Below are 23031 nucleotides of genomic sequence, written 5' to 3'. Positions count from 1 at the left end.
TTGGCACGCAGCCGTCCAGCACAAGCACGAATAGAACGACAAGCAATCTCGTGCCTTGATGGAGGTCAAATTGTTTGATGGTTTCAGTGCGGAGCTTCTGGCGCGCATACAGTTTGCGTTTACGGTATCCTTCCACTTTATCTTCCCAGCCTTCTCAATCGGCACCGCCAGCTATCTTGCTGTTCTTATTGCTTTGTGGCTGTGGAAGCGTGATACGATCTATCTCAAGCTCTTCGAATACTGGAAACCGATCTTTGCCATCACCTTCGGCATGGGTATCGTGATGAGTTACCAGTTCGGTACGAACTGGGCTGTGTTTTCCGACAAGGTCGGGCCGGTGATTGGCCCGCTCATGGGCTATGAGGTTCTGACCGCGTTTTTCCTTGAGGCTGGATTTCTGGGCATTGCCCTGTTCGGGCGCAAACGCGTGGGCGATAGCCTGCATATGTTTGCCGTTGCCATGGTGGCTGTTGGCACGCTCATTTTCGCCACTTGGATATTGTCGGCCAACAGCTGGATGCAGACACCGCAGGGTTTCACCATTGGTGAAAACGGGCAGTTTCTGCCTGCGGACTGGTGGGAGATCATCTTCAATCCGTCGTTTCCCTATCGCCTCGTTCACACCGTGCTGGCCGCATTCTTGACAACGGCTTTTGGCGTTGGTGCTGTCGGTGCCTATCACCTGTTGTGAGACAAGAGCAATCGGCAGGCGCGGGTCATGTTTTCCATGGCGATGTGGATGGCAGCATTCGTCACGCCAATCCAGATTTTCGTTGGCGATTTGCACGGCATCAACACGCTGGAGCATCAGCCAGCCAAGATCGCAGCGATGGAGGGGCATTACGAAACGCATCGTGACGCGCCGCTCATTCTCTTCGGTATTCCGGACGATGAGGCGGAGGAAACGAAATACGCAGTCGAAATACCGAGGCTGGGATCACTGATCCTGACCCATACGCTGGATGGCGAAATCAAGGGTCTCAAAGAGTGGAATAAAGACGACCGCCCCAGGGCGCTGATCCCGTTCATCACCTTCCGCGTCATGGTCGGGCTTGGCGTGCTGATGCTGCTTGTTGGCCTTTGATCAGCATCGACGCGACCAACACGTCGGTCAATCCCGCTCGAAGCACTGCCGTTGCGATATTTGCCGGACGATGGGCTCAGCAGCAATTGCGGCTGTTCTGGATAGAGCCGATCGCTGGCGGTATTGTTGGTGGCGTAACCTACCGCTGGCTGAGCTCAGAACCCAGCGGCCAAATCGTTGGTTCTGCGCCAGCCGAGTGACTGCTGAAATTGCCTCTTCGGTGCGTCTCTGCTGTCGTATAGACCGTCAACTGGACAGGTAGGGCCCGACCGCTGTGCCGCCCCTCCTCCAATTCGGTGAGAGGCTGTTCTCTTGCTCCAGGGGGCAGGGTTCAAACCGTATTTGCCGTCAAATAGACCAGTCGGCATCCCCTAGGTCCTGGCGGCGGAACCGGTAGATGAAAAGTCGCCAAGGCGGACGATATTGCTGGCGGGTTCGAGAGGTGCGGCAAAGAGGCTGTACCCATCCCGGCCTCGCCGTTTCGTCTCGTAGAGCGCACAGTCTGCGCTCTCCATAAGGGTCTCCGGGCTAATCATGCTCCCTTTCGACGAGGCAATCCCGATGCTCACTGTGAGGCCCAACTCAAGGCTTCCCCACGAAAAAGTCGTGGCTTTGACTGCGCTCACGATGCGCTTGGCGATAGCGGTCGCCTCCGCTACTGTTGTCGTGGGCAGAAGCAGGCCGAACTCATCTCCGCCGAGCCGGGCGAACACATCGCCTGGCCGCAACTGTTTCTTGATAACAGCGGCCGCGTACTTTAGTGCCGCGTCCCCTGCCGCGTGGCCATGCTTGTCGTTAATCGCCTTGAACCGATCGAGGTCGAAGAGTAGCATGCTGAAATTGACGCCCTCCCGTTTCTTACAAATCTCGGTCAGGCGGTTCATGAACATCCGGCGATTGGCGATCCCTGTCAGCTCATCCTCATTTGCCAACTGCTCGATTTCCGTTTGCAACCGGTCAACAGTGCAAATGAGAAACCCGAAATTCCAGATGATCGCGGCAAATAAGAACACCAGAAGATCGATCGATGCGGCCTGATAAAGCTGGAGGTCAGGTCTCAAGCCGGTGACGATGAGCATGTTGCCGCCGGCGATGATCCAATGCGACAATCCGCCTACGACCATGGCTGTGCTGGCAATAACCGCGCCCAAGTCCCGTCGACAGGGCCGCATTAGGTAAAGTGCCGTCAACGCGAGCGGGAGTGACTGAGCCAATGTGTAAACCGGATTACGGCCGTACCAGGGGTGAAACGTCGCCAACATCACAAGAATGCTGCCACCGAGAAGGTATGAGACATGGGTCCATTCCACCTTGTCGCCGTGCAGGCTACGTGCGCCACACCAGTTCAGATAAAAGCCAAGGATGATGAAGCCGTTGCCTGCTACCGTGTTGAGCAAGAGGCCGTTCTCCCCCTGAACAGAAAGGGCAATTCCGCCGACGACGCATGCACCGCTACCAGCCAGCCAAAATCGTGCAGCTCGCAGATCCCTGTATCTATAGGCGATCAAGCCCCAGATCAGGCAGTGCGAAAGATTGAGAAGCAGGACAACGAGGTAGAGCGTAAAGAAATCTGGCACGCGGCTTCCCTTTCGCAAATCATCGCAATGGCTATCCGCACTAAATAAAAACGGCATGAACATTTTAAGATGTATTTGAGCGAAGTGTCACCTTTTTTTGCTACCGATTGCCGTTCGACTGGGGGCGTGCTACGGACATGAAGTAGGGTGTGAAATTGAGTTCCTGGATAAATATTCTCGAGTCCTTCGCGGTATAAGCCGAGCCATCGTCAGAGAGATGCTCGGTGGCTTGCCGGGCTCGAGTTGTGCAGAAGCGATCTTCGACTGCCTCCAGCATCATGTCGCACACGTCAGAGCCGGAGATGCGTGCATTGGCGACTGCCGTCCAAGCGATGATCTCGTGGTCGAAGACGTCGATGATGAAGGCGAGACGAATGACCTCTTCATTCCAGCGGGTTGTTGATTTCCAGCTGGTTTTAAACCGTTTTTCCAATTCGCGTCAGCCACCGCATCCGGTGTAGTGAGTTGCGCAATAATACTTTTTTCCACGCAAGTGGATAACTGCGAAACGGAAAAATGGACTAAACTGATACGTAAACAAACGGTCTACGCTATAGTGCGGTTCCGTCAAGAACTGATGAAAGGTAGCGATGCCCACGCAGAATATGTCCGCGTGGCTGCATCAGAATTGGCCATAAAGCCTCCGAGGATCGATCACGTCCAGGCCGCTGGCGCGTCTATGTCGTTACTGACGGCGTGGCAGTTTTTGGTCGAGCTGGGCCATCGCGCACCAAGCCCTTTTCAATCGTTTGATCGCGAGCCAATTTCACTCAGTGGTAAAACAGTTTTGGTCAACGGAGCCGGAGGCGGCGTTGGGCATCTGGCGGTTCAGGCGGCAAGGTGGAGAGGAGCGCATGTGATTGCTGTCGCCTCCAGCAAGCACGAGGCGCTTCTGCGCAACTTGAGCGCGGAGCAATTCCTTCACTACACTACGACTTCTGTTGAGGCGGCGGCAAGGGATGTGGATCTTGTGACCGATGCCGTCGGCGGTCCGCACATCGAGCGCTTTTTAAGCGTTATTAAGCCTTGGCGGAGCGCTCTTTCTTGTCAATCCGCTCGGTTTCTCAGGTCGCGGCGAGGCATCTGAACGCGGGATAACAGTATCGTCGATACAGGAACGCGCGAGCGGCGCGCAACTGGCTAAGGCCGGCCACCTCCTTAAGACAGCACCATCCGCGTCGTTATCGACAGCGTCTATCCATTGGCGAAAGCGTCCGCCGCACACCAACGCGCCTCCCGAGGGAGCATCCAAGGCAAAGTCGTGCTGTCGGTCGTGTGAGACATCGATAACGATCGCCAAAGTTAAATCAGTCGGCAGTCATGGGCTGCTAAATTTGGAAGGAACGCTTCATGCTGTTGATTGTCGGATACGTGCACGTTGATCCAACTGACGTACCGCAATTTATGCCAATCTGAAGAAGCTTGCGGTCTCCACACGAAAGCGTGCCGGAAACTTTGCCTATGATGCGGAGATAGAGCATCTAGCTGCTGGACGGCGGCTCATATCAGAACGATGGGCAGACCAGCAGGCGCTCACCGCTCATCTGAATGCTGCCGATACCGCGTCAGAAACCGAATAATTGCTTGATATCTGGTTTACCTACCACCACGGTTCGTAGCGAAAAAGCTTGGTGATAGCATGATCGATCCTCTTCTTTTTATCGTCCATGCCTCTGAGGTGCAAAGCGTGCTAGTAACTGGATCATGCCCATCGCGCCCCATGTGATGGCGAACGACAGAATGACGAGTGCGGCAGGCTCATAGGCTTGTGCGACACCGACTTTCTGGATGTATGTCCCGAAGGCCGGGCGTGTAAGGAGGCTCGCCATCACGAATTCGCTGATGACGACGGCAAAGGTCAGGAACGCTCCCGACAGCACCGAAACAAGGATGTTGGGCAGGATGACCAGCCGGATCACGGTGATCGGACTGGCCCCCAAGATCGTGGCTGCATCCGTCAGCGTCCGCGCATCGATCGCTTGCAGCCCGCTATCGACCGCGCGATAGAAGTAGGGCAGCGACAGGGTCATGTAACCGCAAACGAGAAGTACATTTGAACCCATTTCCGTACTCGTCAACGGCAGGACCGACGACGACGAGAAGAGCCTCAGGTAGCCGAAGACAAGTACGATCGGCGGTACGACCAGTGGGAGCATCACGACGAGCTCAATCACCGGCTTCAACCAAGGCAATCGTAAACGGACGAAGTAGGCCATGGGAACGACCAGGACGACACCGAAGATGATGGTGCATATGGCGATTACTGCCGAGTACCCCAAAGTCGCGAAGAATTCTGGATCGGAAAAGACGGAGCGGTAGGCGTCCAGCGAGTAGCCGTCTCGCCGGATGCTTAACGAGAATTCAGCAGTGCTGATCAGCGGCAGCAGGAAATAGATTCCGGCTACAGCGATCGCCGCCCAAAGTAGAAGACGTAGGACGGTCTTCATCGCATCCACCTTTCCGCACGTGCGCGCAAGACAAGATAGGCCGTGATAGCAAGTGCAACCACCAAGACCATGCACAGCGCGAGGGCGGCCCCCAGCTGTTCGTTGTGCAGCACGTCGCCGCGAATTTGCGCGTAGAGCAGGATCGGAACAATGTTCACCGCGTAGCCCGTCAATGCGTACGCGGTCGCAATGGCACCAAAGGCGTTGGCGAACAGAAGAGCAAGCGTTCCGAGCAGCGTCGGCCACAGCACCGGCAGGCCGATGTGCAGCCAATACTGCCAGGCTGTGGCACCGAGCATCTCGGCCGCTTCCCTGCACTCCCGAGGGAGCCTGTCGACGGCGGGCATCATGATGGTGAGGGCAATGGGGACTTGAAAAAACAGGTAAGTGAGCACCAATCCAGAAAAGCTGGCAAGGTCAAAGCCGGACGCGTAGAGGTTGATGCCAAATACCTGTCTCAGTACTACAGTCACCAAACCCAGTCTGCCAAAGGTGGCGATAAACGCGAAGGCCAGCGGAACCCCCGAGAAATTCGACGCAACGCCGCAAAAAGTCATGATGATCGTTCTAGCCTTCCGGTTGCCGATACCGCGGCCCACGATCAAGGCGAGGCTCAGGCCAAGGAGCGCCCCGAGCACAGCTGTCGCCGCCGAAATTTCGATCGAAGTCAGGAAAGCGTTTGCGATTTCGGAGGTCGCGAGGTCTGCGAAGTTGGCCAGCGTGATACGGCCCTGCCGATCGACAAATGCATTGGCGAGCAATGCTACAGTCGGCATGATAATCATAACCGCCGCAAACACCAAGAAAGGCAGCGTGCCGACCAGCGCTGGCCAATCTGGACGGGGTATACGTGGTATTCGTCGTCGCTCTGACGGCTTTCCGGAGCGGGAGTGTCCCGCACCGGAGGTGATCTTATTCGACGTCTGGTCCAAGTTACTTGCTTCCTGCACCAACGGTCGCGGTCCATTCCTTAGCGATCACGTCGCTTGCCTCCACAAGATGCCCCAGCTCCGGGAAGACCAAGTTTGATCCAGTTTGTGGCAGCTTCGCCATCATCTCATCGGTGATTTTGCCCGATTCGCGCATCGCGTCAAAGCGGATCGGGTGGCATAGACCCTTGAGGAAGCCGCTTTGCCCCTCGTCAGAATACAAATACTCCATCCAGAGTTTGGCGGCGTTCGGGTGCGGCGCATATTTGCTGATGGCTTGCGCATAGACGCCGGCGACTGTTACGCCTTTCGGCACGATTGTGTCGAGGGGCGGGTTACCCTTAAAGTTCTGGTTATAGGTGATGCCGTTGAAGTCCCATCGCGTCGTGATCGGAGTTTCGCCTTTGGCGATCGACGACGCCGTCCCAAAGCCGGCAACAAGATTGCCAGCGTCCTTCAACTTACGATAGAACGCCAGACCGGCTCTAGCGGCTTCCGCCCCGGGCTGGGCACCGGTTGCCAGACCGGCAGCGTAGATGCTCAGGATCGCATTGTTGGCCGTGCGGGGATCGGCGGGGATCGATACGCTTTTCCGATAGGCGGGATCGAGAAGATCGGACCAGTCGCCAGGAGATTTTGTAACGATGTCCTTGTTGATGATGAAGGCCAGCACTCCATAGTAGTCGCCGTACCAATAGCCGTCAGGGTCTTTGACAACGTCTGGAATTTCGTCCCAGGTCTGCACTTTGTAAGGTTGCAGGAGGTTATCCTGTTTTGCGGTGGGGCCAAAGACGAGGCCAATGTCGATGACATCTGGGGCCTGCGGACCTTTATTGTCCATGTTGGCCTTGATCGTTGCCAACTCTTCACCTGAACCAGCGTTCGGATTGAGTTCGTTCACGGTGAGGCCGTACTTGTCCTTGAAGCCCTGGATCAGTGCGCCGTAGCCGCACCAATCATGGGAAACGGCGATCACGGTAAGCTGACCTTCGGCCTTTGCCGCCGCGACGAGTTCATCCATGCCTGCCGGTTGTGCGATGGAGGGCAGCCCGATCAGGGACGCTACTCCACAATATGCCAGTCTCTTCCAGTTCATTTAAATTCCTTTCTTGAAACGCGGCGCGTTACTCCACCAGCAAGGCGTCGATCGCAAATCGGTATAGGCATGGCTGTTAACGGAAATGTGACATTACGAGGCTAAATTTGGTTTTAATTGATATTCCGACATCGTGCTAGTCATTGCCCGGTCGGAACAATCGCTGAACCAACCCATTAGCTTTTGCTGGATACAGCGTCCCGCATCAAAAATCCTATTGATTTCAGCGGTGCGACACATGTTTAAAGTCGATGCTGCCGTAGTGGATTGACAGGCAGCTTAGTCTCGATTAATCCACAAAACATCACACTATGAACACCCAGCGATACTTACACTCGGATTGTTTGGGAATGGGAGGGCCCGTGGCGAGAATACCGGCAGCAAGTCGCATTAAAGCCATTGCAGACCTTCTGGAAGCAGAAGATGGTGTCAGTATCGCTGCGATGGCCGAGCGGTACTCGGTCTCCATGGAGACCATTCGCCGTGATCTCGCGAGCTTGGAAAAGAACGGGCTTCTCACCCGCGTCCATGGTGGCGCAATACCGACGGCGCGGGCCGCGCCTATCTCGATGCGCGTCAACAGCCTGAGTAGCCAAAAGGCCTCAATCGGGGAATTGGCGGCAAAGCTGGTCGGACGAGACGGGTGGATCTTCATGACGCACGGCAGTACGACCCTATCCGTCGCCAAAGCCCTGGACGAGGGCAGTCCGATGTCGGTTATGACCAACATGCCTGCTATCGCGGAGGCCTTGCATGGCGGTGTGCAACATCGTGTCACGCTGACGGGCGGAGAATACGACTACGCCGACGGGGCGCTTACTGGCCAACAGGTGCTGGACGCGATTTCTGAATGTGTTTTCGATACCGTGATCATCGCCGCATATGGCATCCATCCAGTGCATGGTTTGGTTGAGTCGGGAAAATACCTGCAGTACATGAAGCGCTTGCTCTTCCAGCGCAGCCACCGCCGTATTGTCGTCGCGGACCACAGCAAGTTCGGAGCGCCCGGCTCCTATATCTCGGCACCACTTTCCGAAATCGGGACGATCGTCACCGATGAGCCACCCCCGCCGGTTTTCGACGAAGCCTTCAACGAGGCTGGCGTTCGGGTGATCTATCCCGCAACCGTTAAGGATTACAACAATGCCCAATGAGGTACGCCACGTCGTGGTCATGGGGATCGACGGACTGCGACCAGATCTGGTCGATGACATAACGATGCCCAACCTTGTCGACTTGGCGCGGGCCGGCACGTGGAGCACCCATCATAAGACGGTGTTTCCGAGCGAGACTCGCGGTGCGCTAACCGCCCTAGCAACAGGCTCTGCCGCTGAGATCAACGGGATCGCCGGAAATCAGTTCTATGTACGTGACGGGTTCCCTGAGCAAATATTCACCGAGACGACGCATGATTGGTACGCGGCCGATGAGCGGCTTGAAGGAAAGCTGGTTGAAGCGATTTCACTGTCGGAAACGCTCCGCCGCGTTGGCAGACCCTTCGCGGTCATCGCGTCGAGCGGGCCCGGCGTCTTGCCCGCCCTGAACTGGAGAGGTGCCAAGCGCGATCAAGTCGGGTTTAATGTCCGCCATCCTCAGACGGCCCATCCGCATGCGTTTGCAGCGCGTGTCCACCGCTCGCTGAAGATTCCAGCAGGGGGCGTGTCCGCAGATGGCCCGAAGGCTGCTCTGAAGGTCTTCGAGCAGGAAGTATGGCCTTACAGCAAACCGGCAGTCAACATCCTGTGGTGCACTGAAGTGGATAGCGCGGCGCATCTCTACGGACTGGGATCCGATCAGCTGCGCGAGAAGATGCAGCATTGCGATGAAGTCGTCGGCGCACTTATGGCTTGGCGCGAGGCGCAGCCCGAACGCGACAGCATTGCGCTTTTGGTGGTCTCCGACCATGGTCACGTCACGATCGGCGGTCTGGTTTCCGTCGCGGATTCTTTATGTGCAGCCGGGTTCAAGGCGGCTGCTTCATTCGCAGACCCGGCGACCGACATGCTGGTGCGACCAGGGCGTGCCGCCGGCATCTGGCTGAGGAAAGACGATCCCATCTTGTTGCAAGAGGTGGCGAGCTTCATGACGGAGCAGGAATGGTTCGGTGGAGCCTTCAGCTGCGCGGGAGCGCCTGCGAGCAACCACGGTCGTGTCGAGGGAAGCTTGGCTTTGGAGCTACTCGGTGCCGGCGGTGCCCGTGCTCCCGATCTGTTCGTCCATCTCGGGAATACGGTGGACGATGACGTGGCCGGCGATATGGGTTCGGTGTATTACGATGCTGGAGACTATAATCTGCGCCCGGGCGGCGGCACCCACGGCGGTCTACATCGGGGCGAACTGTCTGCAGTTCTGGCCGGATACGGGGCAGGACTGGGACGAGGAAGGGTTTCCACGACGCCAAGTGCCATCACCGACATCGCGCCAACCATCCTGTCGCTGCTCGGTATTCCACAGCCGCGGACAATGACAGGCCGCGTGTTGCGGGAATTGACAATGGATGCGCCGGTCAAGATCGAGCCGGTGTCTGAAGAGTTCCGGTCCATCGGGACGCGGAAGGTGACAGCCTTATCTGGGATGAGGGTCATGGGGCACCTCTACATGAGCGAAGGCCGGATTGCTCGTGGCACTTAATGCTGTTTTTACTGCTCGTAGTGGTAGGAACGCAGCCTTTGCCAAAGGGATGCACGAGCTGGAGCGATAAGTAACAATCTTGATCTGCATTTTACCACCCTCAAAAAGTCAGAGGAGAGCCTTGCATCTCGATTTCCGTCGAGGACTAATCCGATAGAGCAAAGAAGGGACTCGGACGAAAACTTGGACCACCAGGAGGTCTGCGCATTGGTTGGATGGCTCGCGCACCGAGGTTTTAAGAGCCCCAGAAACAGGCGGCGCTTGAGCGCTGCCGCACTTATCACCGCTATATCTCAACGACGATAAGACGCTGGCTTAGCCAGGTCGTTGGACTTTAAATGCATGGGTTCGAGAATCTTTACCGGAAACGAGGACTTCAATGGTCGGTCGATCCTGCCGTCCGGACTATCCGATTGGTTGAAGCAAGTCGCGGTCCTTGCTCTTTGCGGTGGAGAGGAATTGCCCACGAAGTATCCGATCGGCTACGTCTATGCCACCCGACGTTATACAGCTGGCGGAATGAGCCGCTCGGTCATGAGTGCTGCCCCATCCATGAAACACCGCAACACCTTTGCGCCAGCGTCCGAGCGCGAATACATGAACTACCTCCTGGGTGGTCCAAGTTTCCGTCCGAATCTAGTTCTGTGCGCCTAACCAGCTTAGTTCCGTATGGTATCCTGGTCCTTCCACATGTGGAGGCATCTTACAATCAATGGACGTGAATAGTCGCAGGCTCCTTCGCTATCTTGCTCACCGGCATTACGGACGGTGTCGAGTATGCAGATAGTTTATCACCCCCGAAAGTCGCTGAGGCCCTTCGACCCCAGCGCTTCACTTCATCACTGGCGCGATGTCAGATCGTCGGGCAACTCGGCATTGTGGTAGTTGCGATAGATGTCGCGCAACACCTTATTGTCGAAATTGGTTTTGACCCATCCGTCGAGCCAGCCTTTCAGCGCGGTTTCACCCTTCGGAATCCCGATGCCAAGATTGGTTTCCTTCTGAGTGAACTTCACCTGCAAAAGATTACTCGTCATCTTCTTGTTGATCCCGTTGATGACCGCCGACTGGCTGGACAAGATATTGACTTGGCCGGAGACGACAGAAGTGATCAGTGTCGCGTCGTCCTCGAAGCGGACGACATCGGCACCCTTTGCCTTTGCCGTGATGTCCTGGTCGTTGGTCGTCGCGCGGGTCACACCGACGCGCTTACCGTCGAGATCTGCATAATCCTTGATCGCGACGTCGGCCGGGCCAGCAACGACGAGAGCGAGCGTCGCGTAAGGGACCGAATAATCGATCGCCTTCTTGCGTTCCTCTGTGATGCCGAGCGAAGAAACCACCATGTCAGCCTTGCCCGTCTGTACCGAGGGAACGCGCGCAGCATTTGTGATTTCCACCAGTTCGAGCTCGACGCCCAGATCTTTGGCTATCAGCTTGGCGGTTTCGACGTCAGAGCCTGTCGGCTTCAGGTTTTCATCAACGAAGGAATATTCGGGGGTGCCCATCGCCACTGCGATTCGCACCTTGCCCGCCTTCTTGATATTATCAAGCACGTCGGCATTGGCGGCGGATGCAAAGGCCAGCAGGCCAGCTCCAGCGATAAGTGCCAGTTTCGAAATTATTCTTGTCGGCATATGAGACTCCTCTCTCGTTTACCTAATCCCGCGCTTGGCGCAGGCACTCCTCCATGGATTCAGAGCTCTTCGGCCATGAATTCCTTTAATTCCGGCGTCTGCGGATTTGAGAGGATATCAGCCCCTCCCGTCTCCCAAACTTTTCCGGTATGCATGTAGATGACGCGGTTGGCTGCCCGCTTGGCAAAGCCCATCTCGTGAGTGACGACGATCATCGTCATGCCACCCCGCGCAAGATCTTCCATAACGCGCAGCACCTCGCCCGTTAGCTTCGGATCAAGCGCCGAGGTCACTTCATCGAACAGCATCACCTTCGGCTGCATGGCGAGCGAGCGGGCGATCGCCACGCGCTGCTGTTGGCCACCCGAAAGCTGCTCGGGATAATTATCGATCTTCTCCGACAAGCCAACTTTGGCGAGAACCTCCCTCGCGATCTGGAACGCCTCGTCCTTATGCATCGACTTGACACGACGCGGTGCCAACATAATGTTTTCGGCAACCGTCATGTGCGGGAAGAGATTGTAGCTCTGGAACACCATGCCGATGTCGCGGCGCAGCTCCCTCAAATCTAGCTCCGGATCTTGTACGTGATGGCCGCAGACCTCTATCGTTCCGTCCTGGATCGTCTCCAACCGGTTGATGCAGCGAAGGGCCGTGCTCTTGCCAGAACCGGACTGGCCGATCAGCGCAACCACTTCGCCGGTGTTGATCTCGAACGAGACGCCTTTCAGCACCTCCAGGACACCGAAGCGCTTGACGACATTGGTGAGTTTAACGACGGCCGGCATTGAGTTTCCTCTCGAGCGAACGGCTCCAGACCGACAGCGGAAAACAGACGCAGAAGTAGAAAAGCGCTGCAATGCCGAAGACCAGAAACGGCTGAAACATGGAGTTGTTGATGACCTGCGCTGCACGCGTCAGCTCCAAGAAGCCGACGACGGATGCGAGGGAGGTGTTCTTGACGAGCTGCACAAGGAAACCGACTGTCGGTGGCGTGGCGATTTTCAGCGCCTGTGGCAGGATGACGTCCCGCAGTGCCTGCCATCGCGAGAGCCCAAGGCATTCGGCAGCTTCAAATTGGGTCTTGGCGATGGATTCCACCGAGCCGCGCCAGATCTCGCCGAGATAGGAGCTCGAATAGACCATCATTCCGAGACCGGCGGCGACCAGCGGCGGCACCGAGACGCCGAACACGCCAAGCCCAAAATATAGCAGGAACATCTGGATCAGCAGCGGTGTGCCTTGGACGATCTGAATATAGATGAGCGCCGTGCGCCGTAGCCAGCGGAAGCGCGATATCCGGGCCAGCATGACGAAAAAGCCGGCAAGGCCGCCAAGAATGAAGGCGAGCGCGGAGAGCACGACCGTCCAGAGCAGGCCGTCGAGCAGGTAGAAAAGGTGATTGGTCGAGAAAGCGCCGAGCATCATCACCTCACACGCCGAGCCCGAGCCGGCGGCGGCGCGGGAATGCGATGAGGCCAAGCCCGAAAAAGGCAGCACGCATCAGATAGGTGATCGCGATGTAGAGAAGCGCCACGACGAAATAGGTTTCCAGCGAGCGGAAGGTGTTCGACTGGATGTTGTTAGCAATGCCCGTCAACTCCTCAGCCGAGATCTGCGAGCAGATCGAGGTTGACAGCATCATCAGAATGAACTGGCTCGAGAGTGCGGGATAGACGCGCTCGATCGCCGGCAGAAGGATGATGTCGCGGTAGATTTGGAGCTTCGAAAGACCTAGCGCTTCTGCGGCCTCGATTTGGCTAGGATGGATAGAATCCATGCCGGCGCGAACGATCTCGGCGGTATAGGCCCCGACATTGATGACCATCGCGAATACTGAGGCCGCGATGATTGGCAACCGGAAACCGATCGACGACAGGCCGAAGAAGATGAAGAATATCTGGACGATGAACGGCGTGTTGCGAACCGTCTCGATATAGATGCTGACAATGCTTCGCAGGATGGCTGAGTTCGAACGGCGGCCAATAGCGCAGGCTACACCGATCGCCATGCCGATGATAACCGTAAACACCGTGATCTCGATTGTCGTCAGAGCACCGGATAGAAAGTCCTGCCAGTAGGGCAACAGTGCCCCGAAATCGAACTGATAATTCATAATTCCTCCCTGCGCTCCGGGTTTTTCCGGTGCCAATGTTTTATTATGTGAGCCAGACGTCATCGACGGGGATGACGGTACCGTGAACGTCGTTCGATGCTTCCCGTGTTAGGAACAGGGCAGCCCGTCTTACCTCAGATCCGCGATGGCGATGTGGTCCATGTCGGTGAAGCTCTTGTTGTCACCGGCCATCGCCCAGATGAAGCTGTAATTCTTGGTGCCGACACCCGAGTGGATAGACCAGGACGGAGAGAGGACTGCCTGCTCGTTGGCGATCAGCATGTGGCGGGTCTGCTGCGGCTCGCCCATGAAGTGAAAGATGCGCTGATCGGCTTCCAGGTCGAAATAGAGATATGCTTCCATGCGCCGGTCATGGGTGTGCGATGGCATTGTGTTCCAGACGCTACCCTGCTCGATCATGGTGAAGCCCATGGTCAGCTGGCAGGACTGGCAGACTCCCGGGTGAATGAACTGGTAGATCGAGCGCTTGTTGGCGGTCGCCGCCTCGCCTGTGACCAGATGGCGGGCGTTGTCGCGGGTCAGGAGAACCGTCGGATGCGCCTGATGCGCCGGCGCAGAGACAAGGTAGAATTTTGCCGGGGTGCCAGCGTTGTCACTCTCGAAGAGGACATCCTTGGCACCCTTTCCAACATAGAGGCAAGCATATTTCGCCAGCGCATGGCTCTTGCCATCGACAATGATTCGGCCTGCGCCACCGACGTTCAGCGCGCCTAGTTCCCGCTCCGCCAGGAAGGTCTCCTGACCGATTTGGTTCGGTGCGCCAAGCGTCAGGCTTTCGCCGAGCGGCGTCACGCCACCAATGACCATTCGGTCATAATGCGAATAGGTGAGCCGAATCTCGCCGCCTGAGAAAATCGTCTCAACTAGAAAATGGCGGCGTAGCGTTTGAGTGTCGTAGTCGCGAACGGCCTCTGGATGGGACGCATGACGGACATCAATCGTCATTGATTTTTCTCCTTCTCTTTTTTGGATGCCAGCGGAGAATTTGCATCCTCGATGTAATAGTTCGGATCCCAGAACACGGCCTTCTCGACTTCGCCGAGCAACTTGCCGAGGTGAAAGCCCATGGCGGCGGCTGCACCGGCCTTGTCGCCGGCCTTCATACAGTCGATTACTCCCGAATGCTCCTCGATGACGCGCGCAAGACGCCCTTCCTGCGGCAGTGTCAGCAGGCGGTAGCGATCGGAATGAACCTTCACCTGCTGGATGATCGCCCACATACCAGGGAAGCCGGCGATATCACTGATCAGCTTATGAAAATCGTTGTCAACAACGTGGAAGGAGTCGAAATTACCGTCACGCACGCAGGCTCTGAGATCATCTAGATTGCGCTCCAGTGAGCGAATGCCGGCCGGCGTTATCTTCTCGGTGGCGATAGAGACGATCGTATCCTCCAGTGCCTTGCGCACTAGGATCGCCTCATAAAGTGCCCTGCGTGGAATTCGTGAAACAAAGGTCCCTGCTTGCGGAAAGACGTCAACGAGCCCATCGTCGGAAAGGCGCAGGATCGCCTCGCGGATTGGTGTGCGACTGACGCCGAACTGTGCCTGCAGTTCTTTCTCATTGAGAAGGTCCATCGGCTTGAGACGCAGTGAAATGATGTCGTTGCGTAGCGTGTCGTAAATCAGAGTTGCAGCGCGTGGGGCGGCTGCGCGCTCATAGGCGGGGTAAGTGACACCGGCGATCGAGCGCTTCTTGCGGGCTTCGCTCATCGCGTCATCCTGCGCATGTCAGCGATCATGTGGCCTAAGTTATACTTCACCCTTAGCCCCTCCCGTTGGCTCACAGGAAGTAGTATATTAATATCCAAGTGAGCGCAAGCCGATCGAACCAACGATCATGAAAGTAGCCTTCCAGGGGTCGGTTCCGGTTGGGGGCTCATCTGGTCTAAGCTGTTGCGGCGTTGGGCCAGAGATATTCGCCGGTCAGTAATATATGTGAGACCGGGTTCATTTCCATATTTGGCGTTGACCATGTTCATGGCCTCGCCCTGCCGGGCTGAAGGGAAGAACTGGCCATCGCTCGATGCGGTCGTCCCCATGCCCCAGAACCGGGACATAGGCAGCTTTGCCTGCGCAGCCACCACCATCGCCAGCGCCTGGTCCATTCCCTCGCTTTCGACATGCCACCGGGCAAGGCGCGAGAGCTGCCAGTAATCATGCGTGTTCGTGGCTTCCGCCATCTTGCGTAGTCCCAGATTCAGCCCTTCCGCGAGCAGGACGTTGAGCAGACCGATCTGGTCGCTGCACGGAACCCCGGTTCGCAGATGGGTGAAAGCCTCGGAAAAACCGACCGCAGCATCGACTTCGAGCAAGATGTCGGTGATCCGAACTGGCGGCATCCGGCGATAGAGGTCAAGTATCAATTCCTCGGCACTGTCCGGAACATCAGCCGTCAGCCGGTCGATCCGCAAGGTTCCGTCCTCAATGCTGCCACGAGGGATTGTTCCGTCACGCGCTGCGCGTGCCAGCCTCTTCAGACCATCGGCGAGCCGAGCCTTGCGATCTGTCAGCCAAAGCTGCGGATCGAGGGGAACGGCGAGTCTGGTGTTCGTCTGTGCTGTGGTCAATGGCACCAGGACCTGCTTGAGATCGCCATATCGGCGCGAATGATCGAGCCAGATGTCACCGGATCGGAAAGCATCCCGCAGGTGAAACAGGACCGCCACTTCCCAAAGACGGTTGTCGCCCTGGTTTGGGGCTCGAAGATGCCGGTGCCATTTCGAATTCGGCCGCAGGAAAGTTTCGGCTGTCGATGGGGACGCTCGCATTTCGCCGATGGCTTTCGCTGCCACCACCAAGGGCTGAGCCACAGACGCCGCCTTGAGTTTCAGGCACCGCAACATGCGCGGCGCATAGCGGCGGAAGCGGTGATATCCCTGTCCAACATAGGCCAGAGGCTCATCTGCAAGCGTATTGCTGAGCTGAACGCCGGTCGCAACCAGTTGTTCATGGCAAGCGTCACAATCGACAAGGTTGCAAAGCGTTTCGGCAGTGCCGAGGTTATCCATGGCATCGACGCGGCGATCGGCGACGGCGAATTCGTCGTTCTGGTCGGGCCGTCGGGCTGCGGCAAGTCCACCCTGCTGCGGATGATCGCCGGGCTGGAGGACATTTCCGGCGGTACGATCTCGATCGGCGGAAAGGTGGTCAACACACTGCCGCCGAAGAGCCGGGACATCTCCATGGTCTTCCAGAACTATGCGCTCTATCCGCATATGACCGTCGAGGAAAACATGGCCTTCTCGATGACGCTCGCTGGCGCCAGCAAGGCCGAGAAGGAAAAGAAGGTGCGCGAGGCCGCCGAGATCCTCGGTCTGGAAAGCCTGCTGCAAGGCAAGCCGAAGGCGCTCTCCGGTGGCCAACGACAGCGCGTCGCCATGGGTCGCTCGATCGTCCGCAATCCGCAGGTGTTCCTCTTCGACGAACCGCTCTCCAATCTCGACGCAAAATTGCGTGTCCAGATGCGCGGCGAGATCAAGAGCCTGCACCGGCGCTTGGGAACGACGATGGTATATGTGACGCATGACCAGGTCGAGGCGATGACCATGGCGGACCGCATCGTCGTCATGCAGGCAGGCCGCATCGAGCAGATCGGCACTCCGCTCGAGCTTTACGACCGGCCGTTCAACGCCTTCGTCGCCCAGTTCATCGGCTCGCCCGCGATGAACCTGTTTCCGGCGACCGTATCCGCCGGCCAGCTCGTGCTGGAGGGCGGTCAGGCCTCCGGTCTCACCGCACCGGGAGGGGCGAGAGAAGGCCAGAAGCTGCTCATCGGCAAGCGCCCTGAAGAAATCGCCCTCGGCCCGGAAGGGTCACTCGAAGCTACCGTCGAGAATATCGAGCCGACCGGTTCGGAAACCTTTCTCGAACTGAAGCTCGGCAGCCAACTGGTCTCGGCGGTTCTGCGCGAGCGGCCATGGTTCGAGGTCGGCTCTTTCCAAAGGATATCTCTTGGTCAGGGCGCGGTACATTTATTCGATGCGGGTGACCGGCGGCAACGTCTTTTTCCCTAAGCTTTGCAATTGAACGTTAGCCAAACGCATCGTTCGGATTTCTGGAGTGGCCAACTGTTGAGTCGACAACAAACAAGACTGTGTGCTCAGACAAACGCGGTTAGCCATCTGCGGCGAAAAGAGATGAGTGCTCCTCGGCGAAGGAGCGGTCACGAGTCGTTCGACCGGGCTTGGCCTCCCTACGGTGCAAGCTCTTTTGGAACCTTGCCTTTCGTTTCACGGCAAAGAGCATCGTTCAGGGAACCACATCGCCCACATTTAAAACGTCCGCTTCAAGTAAATGTACTAGAGTAGCTACCTTCGGTTCAGGCAGGCGTCGAACGGGAGTCTCCACGATGCGCGGCGCGGGCACCGCTTTGCCAAACACTCGCGCATCTCCTCCTTGCGGGAGACAATGAGAGTCTGCCTCGTCATAACGATCATTCCATTCCCGATCAGGGCATACAGGATGCAGCGAACGATCCACGGGCCGGATATTCATTTTTAGCATTTGCCCGTTGCCGCGAGTAAAAAGTCTAAGAATGCCTTTATACCGAGGCAAGAAGGCCTTTCGGCGCAAAGCCACTATTTCATTGGAAGAAACAATCCATTGTGAAATGAGGCGGTTCTCGCTTCCACGAAGATGGATGATTATCACCTCGACAACAAATTTGGTGAGGATCCGAACCATGAACAACGAGCCGTTTAAAGCAGCTCAAACGCCTCAAAAACTCGCATCATTGACGAGCGCAATCACCTTGGCAGTGATTCTCGCGACCCCGGTCGCTAACGCTGCCGATGTCAGCGCCCCCGCACCCGAGATGACCTATCGTACGATCGAGATTGACGGGTCGAAGATCGCCTACCGGGAAATAGGCTCCCACGATAAACCGGCAATCCTTCTGCTACACGGCGTGCCAAGCTCATCGCGGATGTACGAAGATTTGATGAAAAGGCTCGGGAACGAATATCATCTCGTCGCTCCTGACTATCCAGGGTTCGGCAACAGCGACGCCCCTTCACCGCAAGATTATACGTACACGTTCGATCACCTGGCTAAAACAATCATCAAGCTGACCGACACTCTTAAGCTCGATCGATATGTGCTCTTCATGCAGGATTATGGTGCTCCGGTCGGAATGCGCGTTGCTATGGCGCGGCCCCAATCTGTGATGGGGACAATCTTTCAAAATGGCAACGTCTACGAAGAGGGACTCGGCCCCATGTGGGAGAAGAGAAAGGCATTCTGGAACAACCGCGACGACTTTCAAGCTGAGGTCGTCAAACAACAGCAGTCGCTCGCTGTAACGCGGGCGCGCCACCTTGGTACAGATCCCAACATCGAGGCCTATAATCCGGATCTGTGGATGGACGAACACGCATATCTCAACAGACCCGGGCAGGAACAAATCCAGTCCGACCTGATTTTCGACTACCAGAACAACATCGCGGCGTACCCGATTTGGCAAAGCTGGTTGCGAGCGCACACACCATCAACTCTTGTCATGTGGGGAAAGTATGATCCAGCATTTACGGTCGCTGGCGCCGATGCCTTCAAAAAGGATTTGCCGGAAGCAGACATTCATATTTTGGATGCGGGTCATTTTGCGATGGACACGAAGCTGGACGAAGTGGCGAGCTTCACCCGAGCATATATGGCTAGGCTTCCCCGATGAATCTAGCCGAGGCCGGTTCAACAAGCGGCGCGCATTTGAGATTTCGCCCCCCCCAGGACCCGCATTAAGACAATGCCTGATGAAATCGCTACCTTCCAGCGATGATACGTCCCTGTCGGGATTTTGCTTATGAAGCACTTCGATCTATGTGACCTCACGACTGCTCTGATCCGTATAAAATCGCCGCAACTACAACACAAGCCGGCGCATCTCGGAACACTTAGCCAATCGGCTCTGGCTCGTGTGACCTCAGATTTCCGAAAGAGAGTATTGCACAAAACAGCGATGGTCGCCGCGGTTACTTGATTTTAATCTCGATCCCGATCACGCGCTTTTCGCGCGAATAAAGGCGTAGCTTATGACAGAAAGAGATATTCAATACGCGAGCGATGTCGCCTTTACGCCGGCCGTTAAAGACATTCAAGTCAGGAAAGGGTCACGGCGCGGTTACGAGCGGATGGAAACCGGCGGTTCTTGGCAGACCGAGATAACGGACGATCTAGCAGCTTTCATCGAAAGCAGAACGACCGTCTATCTAGCGACCGTTAACTCTGACGATCAGCCGTACGTCCAGCATCGGGGTGGTCCGCCTGGCTTTCTCAAGGTTCTAAACAACAGAACGATTGGCTTCGCCGATTTCTCAGGCAACCGTCAGTACATTACCCAAGGAAATCTTGTCGACAATCCAAAGGCTTTTTTGTTTTTGATGGACTACACCTACCGCCAGCGTGTCAAGATTTGGGGTGAAGCGAAAGTAATTGAAAACGACCCGGATCTCGAGGCTCGTCTCAAGCCTGCAGATTACGATGCCCGCGTAGAGCAGGCGATCGTTTTCACGGTGACGGCATGGGATGCGAACTGTCCGCAACATATCCCCCGAATGATAGACGAGAGCGTCGTCAAACAGCTGCTGTCGGAAAAGGAACGAAAAATATCAGAACTCGAGGGAAAAATCGCGCTGCTCGAGGCACATACTGGTCCATCAAAGTAACTATCATCGCAGCGGCCTGCCGCCGGCTGCTCGCCAGGCATCATCGATGCGTTATCAAGTCAGTTGGCTACGAAGCGTCTGATGGTGAATTTCTGCTTGTCGAGAATTAGAAATCTGCTCTCGTTCTAGATCGCCTCCGCGCGTTCTATACAGAGCCTGCTGATCCCAGCCTCATGCGCTACTAAGGAGCACCCGCGAAACATATCGACTTGATTTGCTCCGCGTAGCGCGACTGACCCTCAACAATCTAAGGAACGAGCCATGAGTGAATTGAAAATTGCCGTCATTGTTGGAAGTACCCGGATGGGTCGGTTTGCGGACCACCCCGCGAGATGGGTTCACGAAATTGCGGATCGACGCCCCGATTTGAAGGTCGAGATCCTCGATCTGTTGGACTTTCCCATGCATTTTTTCGGTGAAGAGCGAGCGACAACGGTAGAAAGTGAGACTGCGGAGCGATGGAAGAGGACACTCCGCGAGTTTGACGGCTTCATTTTCACCGTAGCAGAATATAACCATGCGCCGACGGCTGTGCTTAAGAATGCAATTGACCTTGGAGAGTTCATCCATAAGCCCGTTGCTTTCGTCGGTTACGGCGGCGTTGGCGGAGCTCGCGCCGTTGAGCAACTCCGGTTGATCTTCGTTGAGATGAGTGCTGTCTCTGTCAAGACTGGTGTTCACATATCCTTCCCCGAATACTTATCGGTGGTGAAAGACGGCAAAACCCTAGGTGATTACCCTCATTTGGGTGAGGCCGCACAAAATCTCCTCGATCAGCTTACCTGGTGGGGACGCGCCCTTAAGGCTGCCAGGGTGTCTGCGCAGACCTCTCACTCTGCCTAGATGCAGACCGACGCGTCAAAAAAATAGCAAGTCTCGGATTGCTTAACTAAGGCTGGGAGCGGAGCGAAGCGTTGCGCCTCCAGCGCTCTGGCCGCATCCCACTACCATGGAAATTTGGAGGAACCTCAATGACCACTGATTGGCCGCCACTATCACCTTATCAAACTGGCATAAAGGGGCTATGTCCCCGCTGTGGACGAGGCCACTTGTTCCAAGGTTTCCTCACTCTGAAACCCAGTTGTGAGGTTTGCGGCCTGGACTACACGTTTGCCGACCCGGCGGACGGCCCAGCTTTTTTTGCGATCTGTTTTACCAGCGTGCCAGCTGTCGGCATAGCGTGTTGGTTAGAAGTCGCCTACCAGCCGCCTTTGTGGGTCCACCTTTTCACGTCTCTACCACTCGTTATGCTAGCATCTATCTTACCACTCAGGCCCTTGAAAGGTTGGCTGGTGAACAGCCAGTATTTTTTCAAAGCTGAGGAAGGAAGAATTGACCGCGGCACCCAAGGACAGTCCGACTCGAAAGACAAAGCGACGGTCGACCGCTGATAGTTATTTTTTTAGATGCAGCGCAGCTTGAGAGGACACTCCGGCGAGCACGTAAGATCGTTGGATCCAATGATGCATAGCTCAGAGCGTCGCGCTCCGTTCCTGACCGCCGCACAGTGGGCAAGGGTCAGGCTAGACGTACGAGAGGATCAGGCTCCCTCGGCTTACGCAGCCTGACACTCGCAATCATTACATTCATCAAGCGAAACAATGTCTTCTTCGGCGCAAGGCTTCAAAGTCTCGTTCGCGAGCCGCATTATGTTGGCTACCAAAGCGAGAGGCTGCAAAATGTACGAAGACATCATTATTGCGCGTTGGCTTGAAGAAGCCATGACATCCAACAGACGCTCCCCGAGCGGCTTCGACGGAGCGATACCTTCTGAACTGGAGAAGCATGAAGCGCATGCTATCTCCCAGCTTGGAGCCGAGAGGTTTGGCTATTTGCGGGACTATTATGAGCAAATGATAGCACGCCCATTTTGACGAACCCTCGCGATCACTCATGAAAACTTGGTTTGAAAGGAAAGTCTTAAATGAAAACCGTTTCATATACACTTGAAGTAAATCCTGAAGGCGTTGAGCCTGTGCTGACGGCAGAGCACATTTGGACGGGTCTCGAGATGAAGGCGAACAACGCACTTCCGTTTGTGCCTGGGATGTCACGTTGCGACGTCATCAGTCGTTCGGATAATGGCCTGTTGCGTCAGATCAGTCTGCCGACTGGCGATTATGAAGAACGAATAACCTTTTTCCCACCCGTTCAGGTTCAATTCGAAAGGGTCGGGAGTGATGGCTTCATTCAAAATACGATCAGCGAAAGCGAAAAGGGGCTTTGGCTGACTTTCACTTTCAGCGTGCCGTTTGCGGGAGCTGTAGAAGGTTCTGATGAAGAACGCGTTCAGGTGAACGAGATGCGTGGCAACTACATCGCCGCCGTCGTGTCGACGTTGAAGAAAGTCCGAGAGCTTGTGAGTGATGGAGAGCTTTAAAGTCGAACCAGTTCGGTCTCGCCGCCGTCTTTGGCCATGCTGCGCAAATTCAATCCTCATGGCTTAAGGATACTTATTTTCGTGCTGTCCCATCTTCCCAGGCCCTGTTCAATACTGCTGCTGCAGAAGATGTTTTATATAGCCGTGAACGGCCGTTTCCCCGCCGCTCAACTGCGGTCCTCGCCGCAGGCGCCTGCCCATCGCAGGCTTTGCTGCCTTCGGTACCGCCACCGAAGGCAGCTTTTTTTTTGAAGCTTCAATTTCGGTGCAGACGTTCCTGAGAGGAACTTTCACTCAATCGATTGCGGACGACCAAGGTAATAAGGACGAGGTGTTATCCCAGTCCCCTTCAAGCCGCAACCTTCGCTCGCGTCAGATGAGCTCCAATTCCGTGAGATGCGTAGCTAGATTCGCCTGTCCGAATGGTAGAAGCCAGCGAAGTAGGACCGCGG

21 protein-coding genes and 5 pseudogenes are annotated in these 23031 nt (G+C 56.1%); 13 read left to right on the top strand and 13 right to left on the bottom strand.

Features of this window, described 5'->3' with window-relative positions; all coding sequences use genetic code 11:
• Window positions 1-70 precede the first annotated feature (70 nt).
• Both ASF29_RS16930 and ASF29_RS16925 read left to right on the top strand, forming a co-directional pair.
• Window positions 71-1081 (top strand): annotated as a pseudogene (locus ASF29_RS16930) (cytochrome ubiquinol oxidase subunit I); the annotation flags it as partial.
• A pseudogene (locus ASF29_RS16925) lies at window positions 1081-1284 on the top strand (aquaporin); the annotation flags it as partial. The pseudogenes ASF29_RS16930 and ASF29_RS16925, both read left to right, overlap by 1 nt.
• Before the next feature lie 171 nt (window positions 1285-1455).
• Here the strand turns inward: ASF29_RS16925 and ASF29_RS16920 are convergent.
• Both ASF29_RS16920 and ASF29_RS16915 read right to left on the bottom strand, forming a co-directional pair.
• Window positions 1456-2661, bottom strand: coding sequence for a diguanylate cyclase (locus ASF29_RS16920; RefSeq protein WP_162237911.1), 1206 nt, complete (start codon window positions 2659-2661; stop codon window positions 1456-1458).
• A 109-nt stretch (window positions 2662-2770) separates the two neighbouring features.
• Window positions 2771-3058 (bottom strand): annotated as a pseudogene (locus ASF29_RS16915) (DDE-type integrase/transposase/recombinase); the annotation flags it as partial.
• 147 nt (window positions 3059-3205) lie between these two features.
• On the opposite strand from ASF29_RS16915, the pseudogene ASF29_RS16910 reads away from it, so the two are divergent.
• Window positions 3206-3940 (top strand): annotated as a pseudogene (locus ASF29_RS16910) (NADP-dependent oxidoreductase); the annotation flags it as partial.
• 379 nt (window positions 3941-4319) lie between these two features.
• Here the strand turns inward: ASF29_RS16910 and ASF29_RS16905 are convergent.
• The 3 genes from ASF29_RS16905 to ASF29_RS16895 form a co-directional block, all read right to left on the bottom strand.
• On the bottom strand, window positions 4320-5108 hold the full coding sequence (locus ASF29_RS16905; RefSeq protein WP_062451831.1) for an ABC transporter permease subunit: 789 nt from the start codon (window positions 5106-5108) through the stop codon (window positions 4320-4322).
• Window positions 5105-5884: an ABC transporter permease subunit gene (locus ASF29_RS16900; RefSeq protein WP_244473581.1), complete on the bottom strand. Its 780-nt coding sequence runs from the start codon at window positions 5882-5884 to the stop codon at window positions 5105-5107. The genes ASF29_RS16905 and ASF29_RS16900 overlap by 4 nt, the downstream gene beginning before the upstream one ends.
• A gap of 157 nt (window positions 5885-6041) precedes the next feature.
• Window positions 6042-7058, bottom strand: a complete 1017-nt coding sequence (locus ASF29_RS16895) for an ABC transporter substrate-binding protein (RefSeq protein WP_244473580.1) — start codon at window positions 7056-7058, stop codon at window positions 6042-6044.
• Between the two features lie 437 nt (window positions 7059-7495).
• Between ASF29_RS16895 and ASF29_RS16890 the strand changes: the two genes are divergently transcribed.
• The 3 genes from ASF29_RS16890 to ASF29_RS24465 all read left to right on the top strand — a co-directional run bounded on the left by ASF29_RS16890 (window position 7496) and on the right by ASF29_RS24465 (window position 10418).
• Entirely contained in the window at window positions 7496-8287 is a 792-nt protein-coding gene (locus ASF29_RS16890) for a DeoR/GlpR family DNA-binding transcription regulator (RefSeq protein ID WP_062451829.1), read from the top strand.
• Window positions 8277-9764 (top strand): alkaline phosphatase family protein, encoded by a 1488-nt coding sequence (locus ASF29_RS16885; protein ID WP_062451828.1) that lies wholly within the window; start codon window positions 8277-8279, stop codon window positions 9762-9764. Before ASF29_RS16890 ends, ASF29_RS16885 begins: the two co-directional genes overlap by 11 nt.
• A 342-nt stretch (window positions 9765-10106) precedes the next feature.
• Window positions 10107-10418: a hypothetical protein gene (locus ASF29_RS24465; protein ID WP_156462709.1), complete on the top strand. Its 312-nt coding sequence runs from the start codon at window positions 10107-10109 to the stop codon at window positions 10416-10418.
• Between the two features lie 185 nt (window positions 10419-10603).
• On the opposite strand, the gene ASF29_RS16880 is transcribed toward ASF29_RS24465, so the two are convergent.
• The 7 genes and pseudogenes from ASF29_RS16880 to ASF29_RS16850 form a co-directional block, all read right to left on the bottom strand.
• Window positions 10604-11401, bottom strand: coding sequence for a transporter substrate-binding domain-containing protein (locus tag ASF29_RS16880; RefSeq protein ID WP_062451827.1), 798 nt, complete (start codon window positions 11399-11401; stop codon window positions 10604-10606).
• Between the two features lie 59 nt (window positions 11402-11460).
• Window positions 11461-12189, bottom strand: coding sequence for an amino acid ABC transporter ATP-binding protein (locus ASF29_RS16875; RefSeq protein ID WP_062451826.1), 729 nt, complete (start codon window positions 12187-12189; stop codon window positions 11461-11463).
• Window positions 12173-12826 carry an amino acid ABC transporter permease gene (locus ASF29_RS16870; RefSeq protein WP_062451825.1) on the bottom strand — a complete coding sequence of 218 codons (654 nt, stop codon included), beginning with the start codon at window positions 12824-12826 and terminating at the stop codon, window positions 12173-12175. The genes ASF29_RS16875 and ASF29_RS16870 overlap by 17 nt, the downstream gene beginning before the upstream one ends.
• A 7-nt stretch (window positions 12827-12833) precedes the next feature.
• On the bottom strand, window positions 12834-13517 hold the full coding sequence (locus ASF29_RS16865) for an amino acid ABC transporter permease (protein ID WP_062451824.1): 684 nt from the start codon (window positions 13515-13517) through the stop codon (window positions 12834-12836).
• Between the two features lie 129 nt (window positions 13518-13646).
• Window positions 13647-14483: a 5-dehydro-4-deoxy-D-glucuronate isomerase gene (gene kduI, locus ASF29_RS16860; protein ID WP_062451823.1), complete on the bottom strand. Its 837-nt coding sequence runs from the start codon at window positions 14481-14483 to the stop codon at window positions 13647-13649.
• Window positions 14480-15250, bottom strand: coding sequence for a GntR family transcriptional regulator (locus ASF29_RS16855; RefSeq protein ID WP_062451822.1), 771 nt, complete (start codon window positions 15248-15250; stop codon window positions 14480-14482). Before ASF29_RS16855 ends, kduI begins: the two co-directional genes overlap by 4 nt.
• A 209-nt stretch (window positions 15251-15459) precedes the next feature.
• Window positions 15460-16488: pseudogene (locus ASF29_RS16850) on the bottom strand (Tn3 family transposase); the annotation flags it as partial.
• On the opposite strand from ASF29_RS16850, the gene ugpC reads away from it, so the two are divergent.
• A complete protein-coding gene (gene ugpC / locus ASF29_RS16845) occupies window positions 16489-17553 on the top strand; it encodes a sn-glycerol-3-phosphate ABC transporter ATP-binding protein UgpC (protein WP_062451936.1) in 1065 nt (354 codons plus the stop codon). It begins immediately after the preceding pseudogene.
• Window positions 17554-17788: 235 nt separating this feature from the next.
• Here ugpC and ASF29_RS16840 read toward each other — a convergent pair whose 3' ends face one another.
• Complete coding sequence (locus ASF29_RS16840; RefSeq protein WP_062451821.1) at window positions 17789-18223, bottom strand: hypothetical protein; 435 nt, start codon at window positions 18221-18223, stop codon at window positions 17789-17791.
• On the opposite strand from ASF29_RS16840, the gene ASF29_RS16835 reads away from it, so the two are divergent.
• The 6 genes from ASF29_RS16835 (at window position 18222) to ASF29_RS16810 (ending at window position 22579) form a co-directional block, all read left to right on the top strand.
• Window positions 18222-19208 (top strand): alpha/beta hydrolase, encoded by a 987-nt coding sequence (locus ASF29_RS16835; protein WP_081308676.1) that lies wholly within the window; start codon window positions 18222-18224, stop codon window positions 19206-19208. The two genes, ASF29_RS16840 and ASF29_RS16835, sit on opposite strands and share 2 nt — an antisense overlap.
• Before the next feature lie 358 nt (window positions 19209-19566).
• On the top strand, window positions 19567-20199 hold the full coding sequence (locus tag ASF29_RS16830) for a pyridoxamine 5'-phosphate oxidase family protein (protein WP_062451820.1): 633 nt from the start codon (window positions 19567-19569) through the stop codon (window positions 20197-20199).
• Between the two features lie 261 nt (window positions 20200-20460).
• Window positions 20461-21042 (top strand): NAD(P)H-dependent oxidoreductase, encoded by a 582-nt coding sequence (locus ASF29_RS16825; protein ID WP_062451819.1) that lies wholly within the window; start codon window positions 20461-20463, stop codon window positions 21040-21042.
• Between the two features lie 128 nt (window positions 21043-21170).
• A complete protein-coding gene (locus ASF29_RS16820; protein WP_062451818.1) occupies window positions 21171-21590 on the top strand; it encodes a DUF983 domain-containing protein in 420 nt (139 codons plus the stop codon).
• Between the two features lie 288 nt (window positions 21591-21878).
• Entirely contained in the window at window positions 21879-22073 is a 195-nt protein-coding gene (locus tag ASF29_RS16815; RefSeq protein WP_143238636.1) for a hypothetical protein, read from the top strand.
• 50 nt (window positions 22074-22123) lie between these two features.
• The gene (locus ASF29_RS16810; RefSeq protein ID WP_062451816.1) at window positions 22124-22579 is read left to right on the top strand and encodes an SRPBCC family protein; all 456 of its coding nucleotides are present in this window, start codon (window positions 22124-22126) and stop codon (window positions 22577-22579) included.
• Window positions 22580-23031 lie beyond the last annotated feature (452 nt).

It is taken from the genome of Rhizobium sp. Leaf262 (assembly GCF_001422245.1).
Lineage (GTDB): Bacteria > Pseudomonadota > Alphaproteobacteria > Rhizobiales > Rhizobiaceae > Agrobacterium.
Note: the sequence above shows the minus strand (reverse complement) of the source record. Positions and strands in the feature narration are given on the sequence as shown.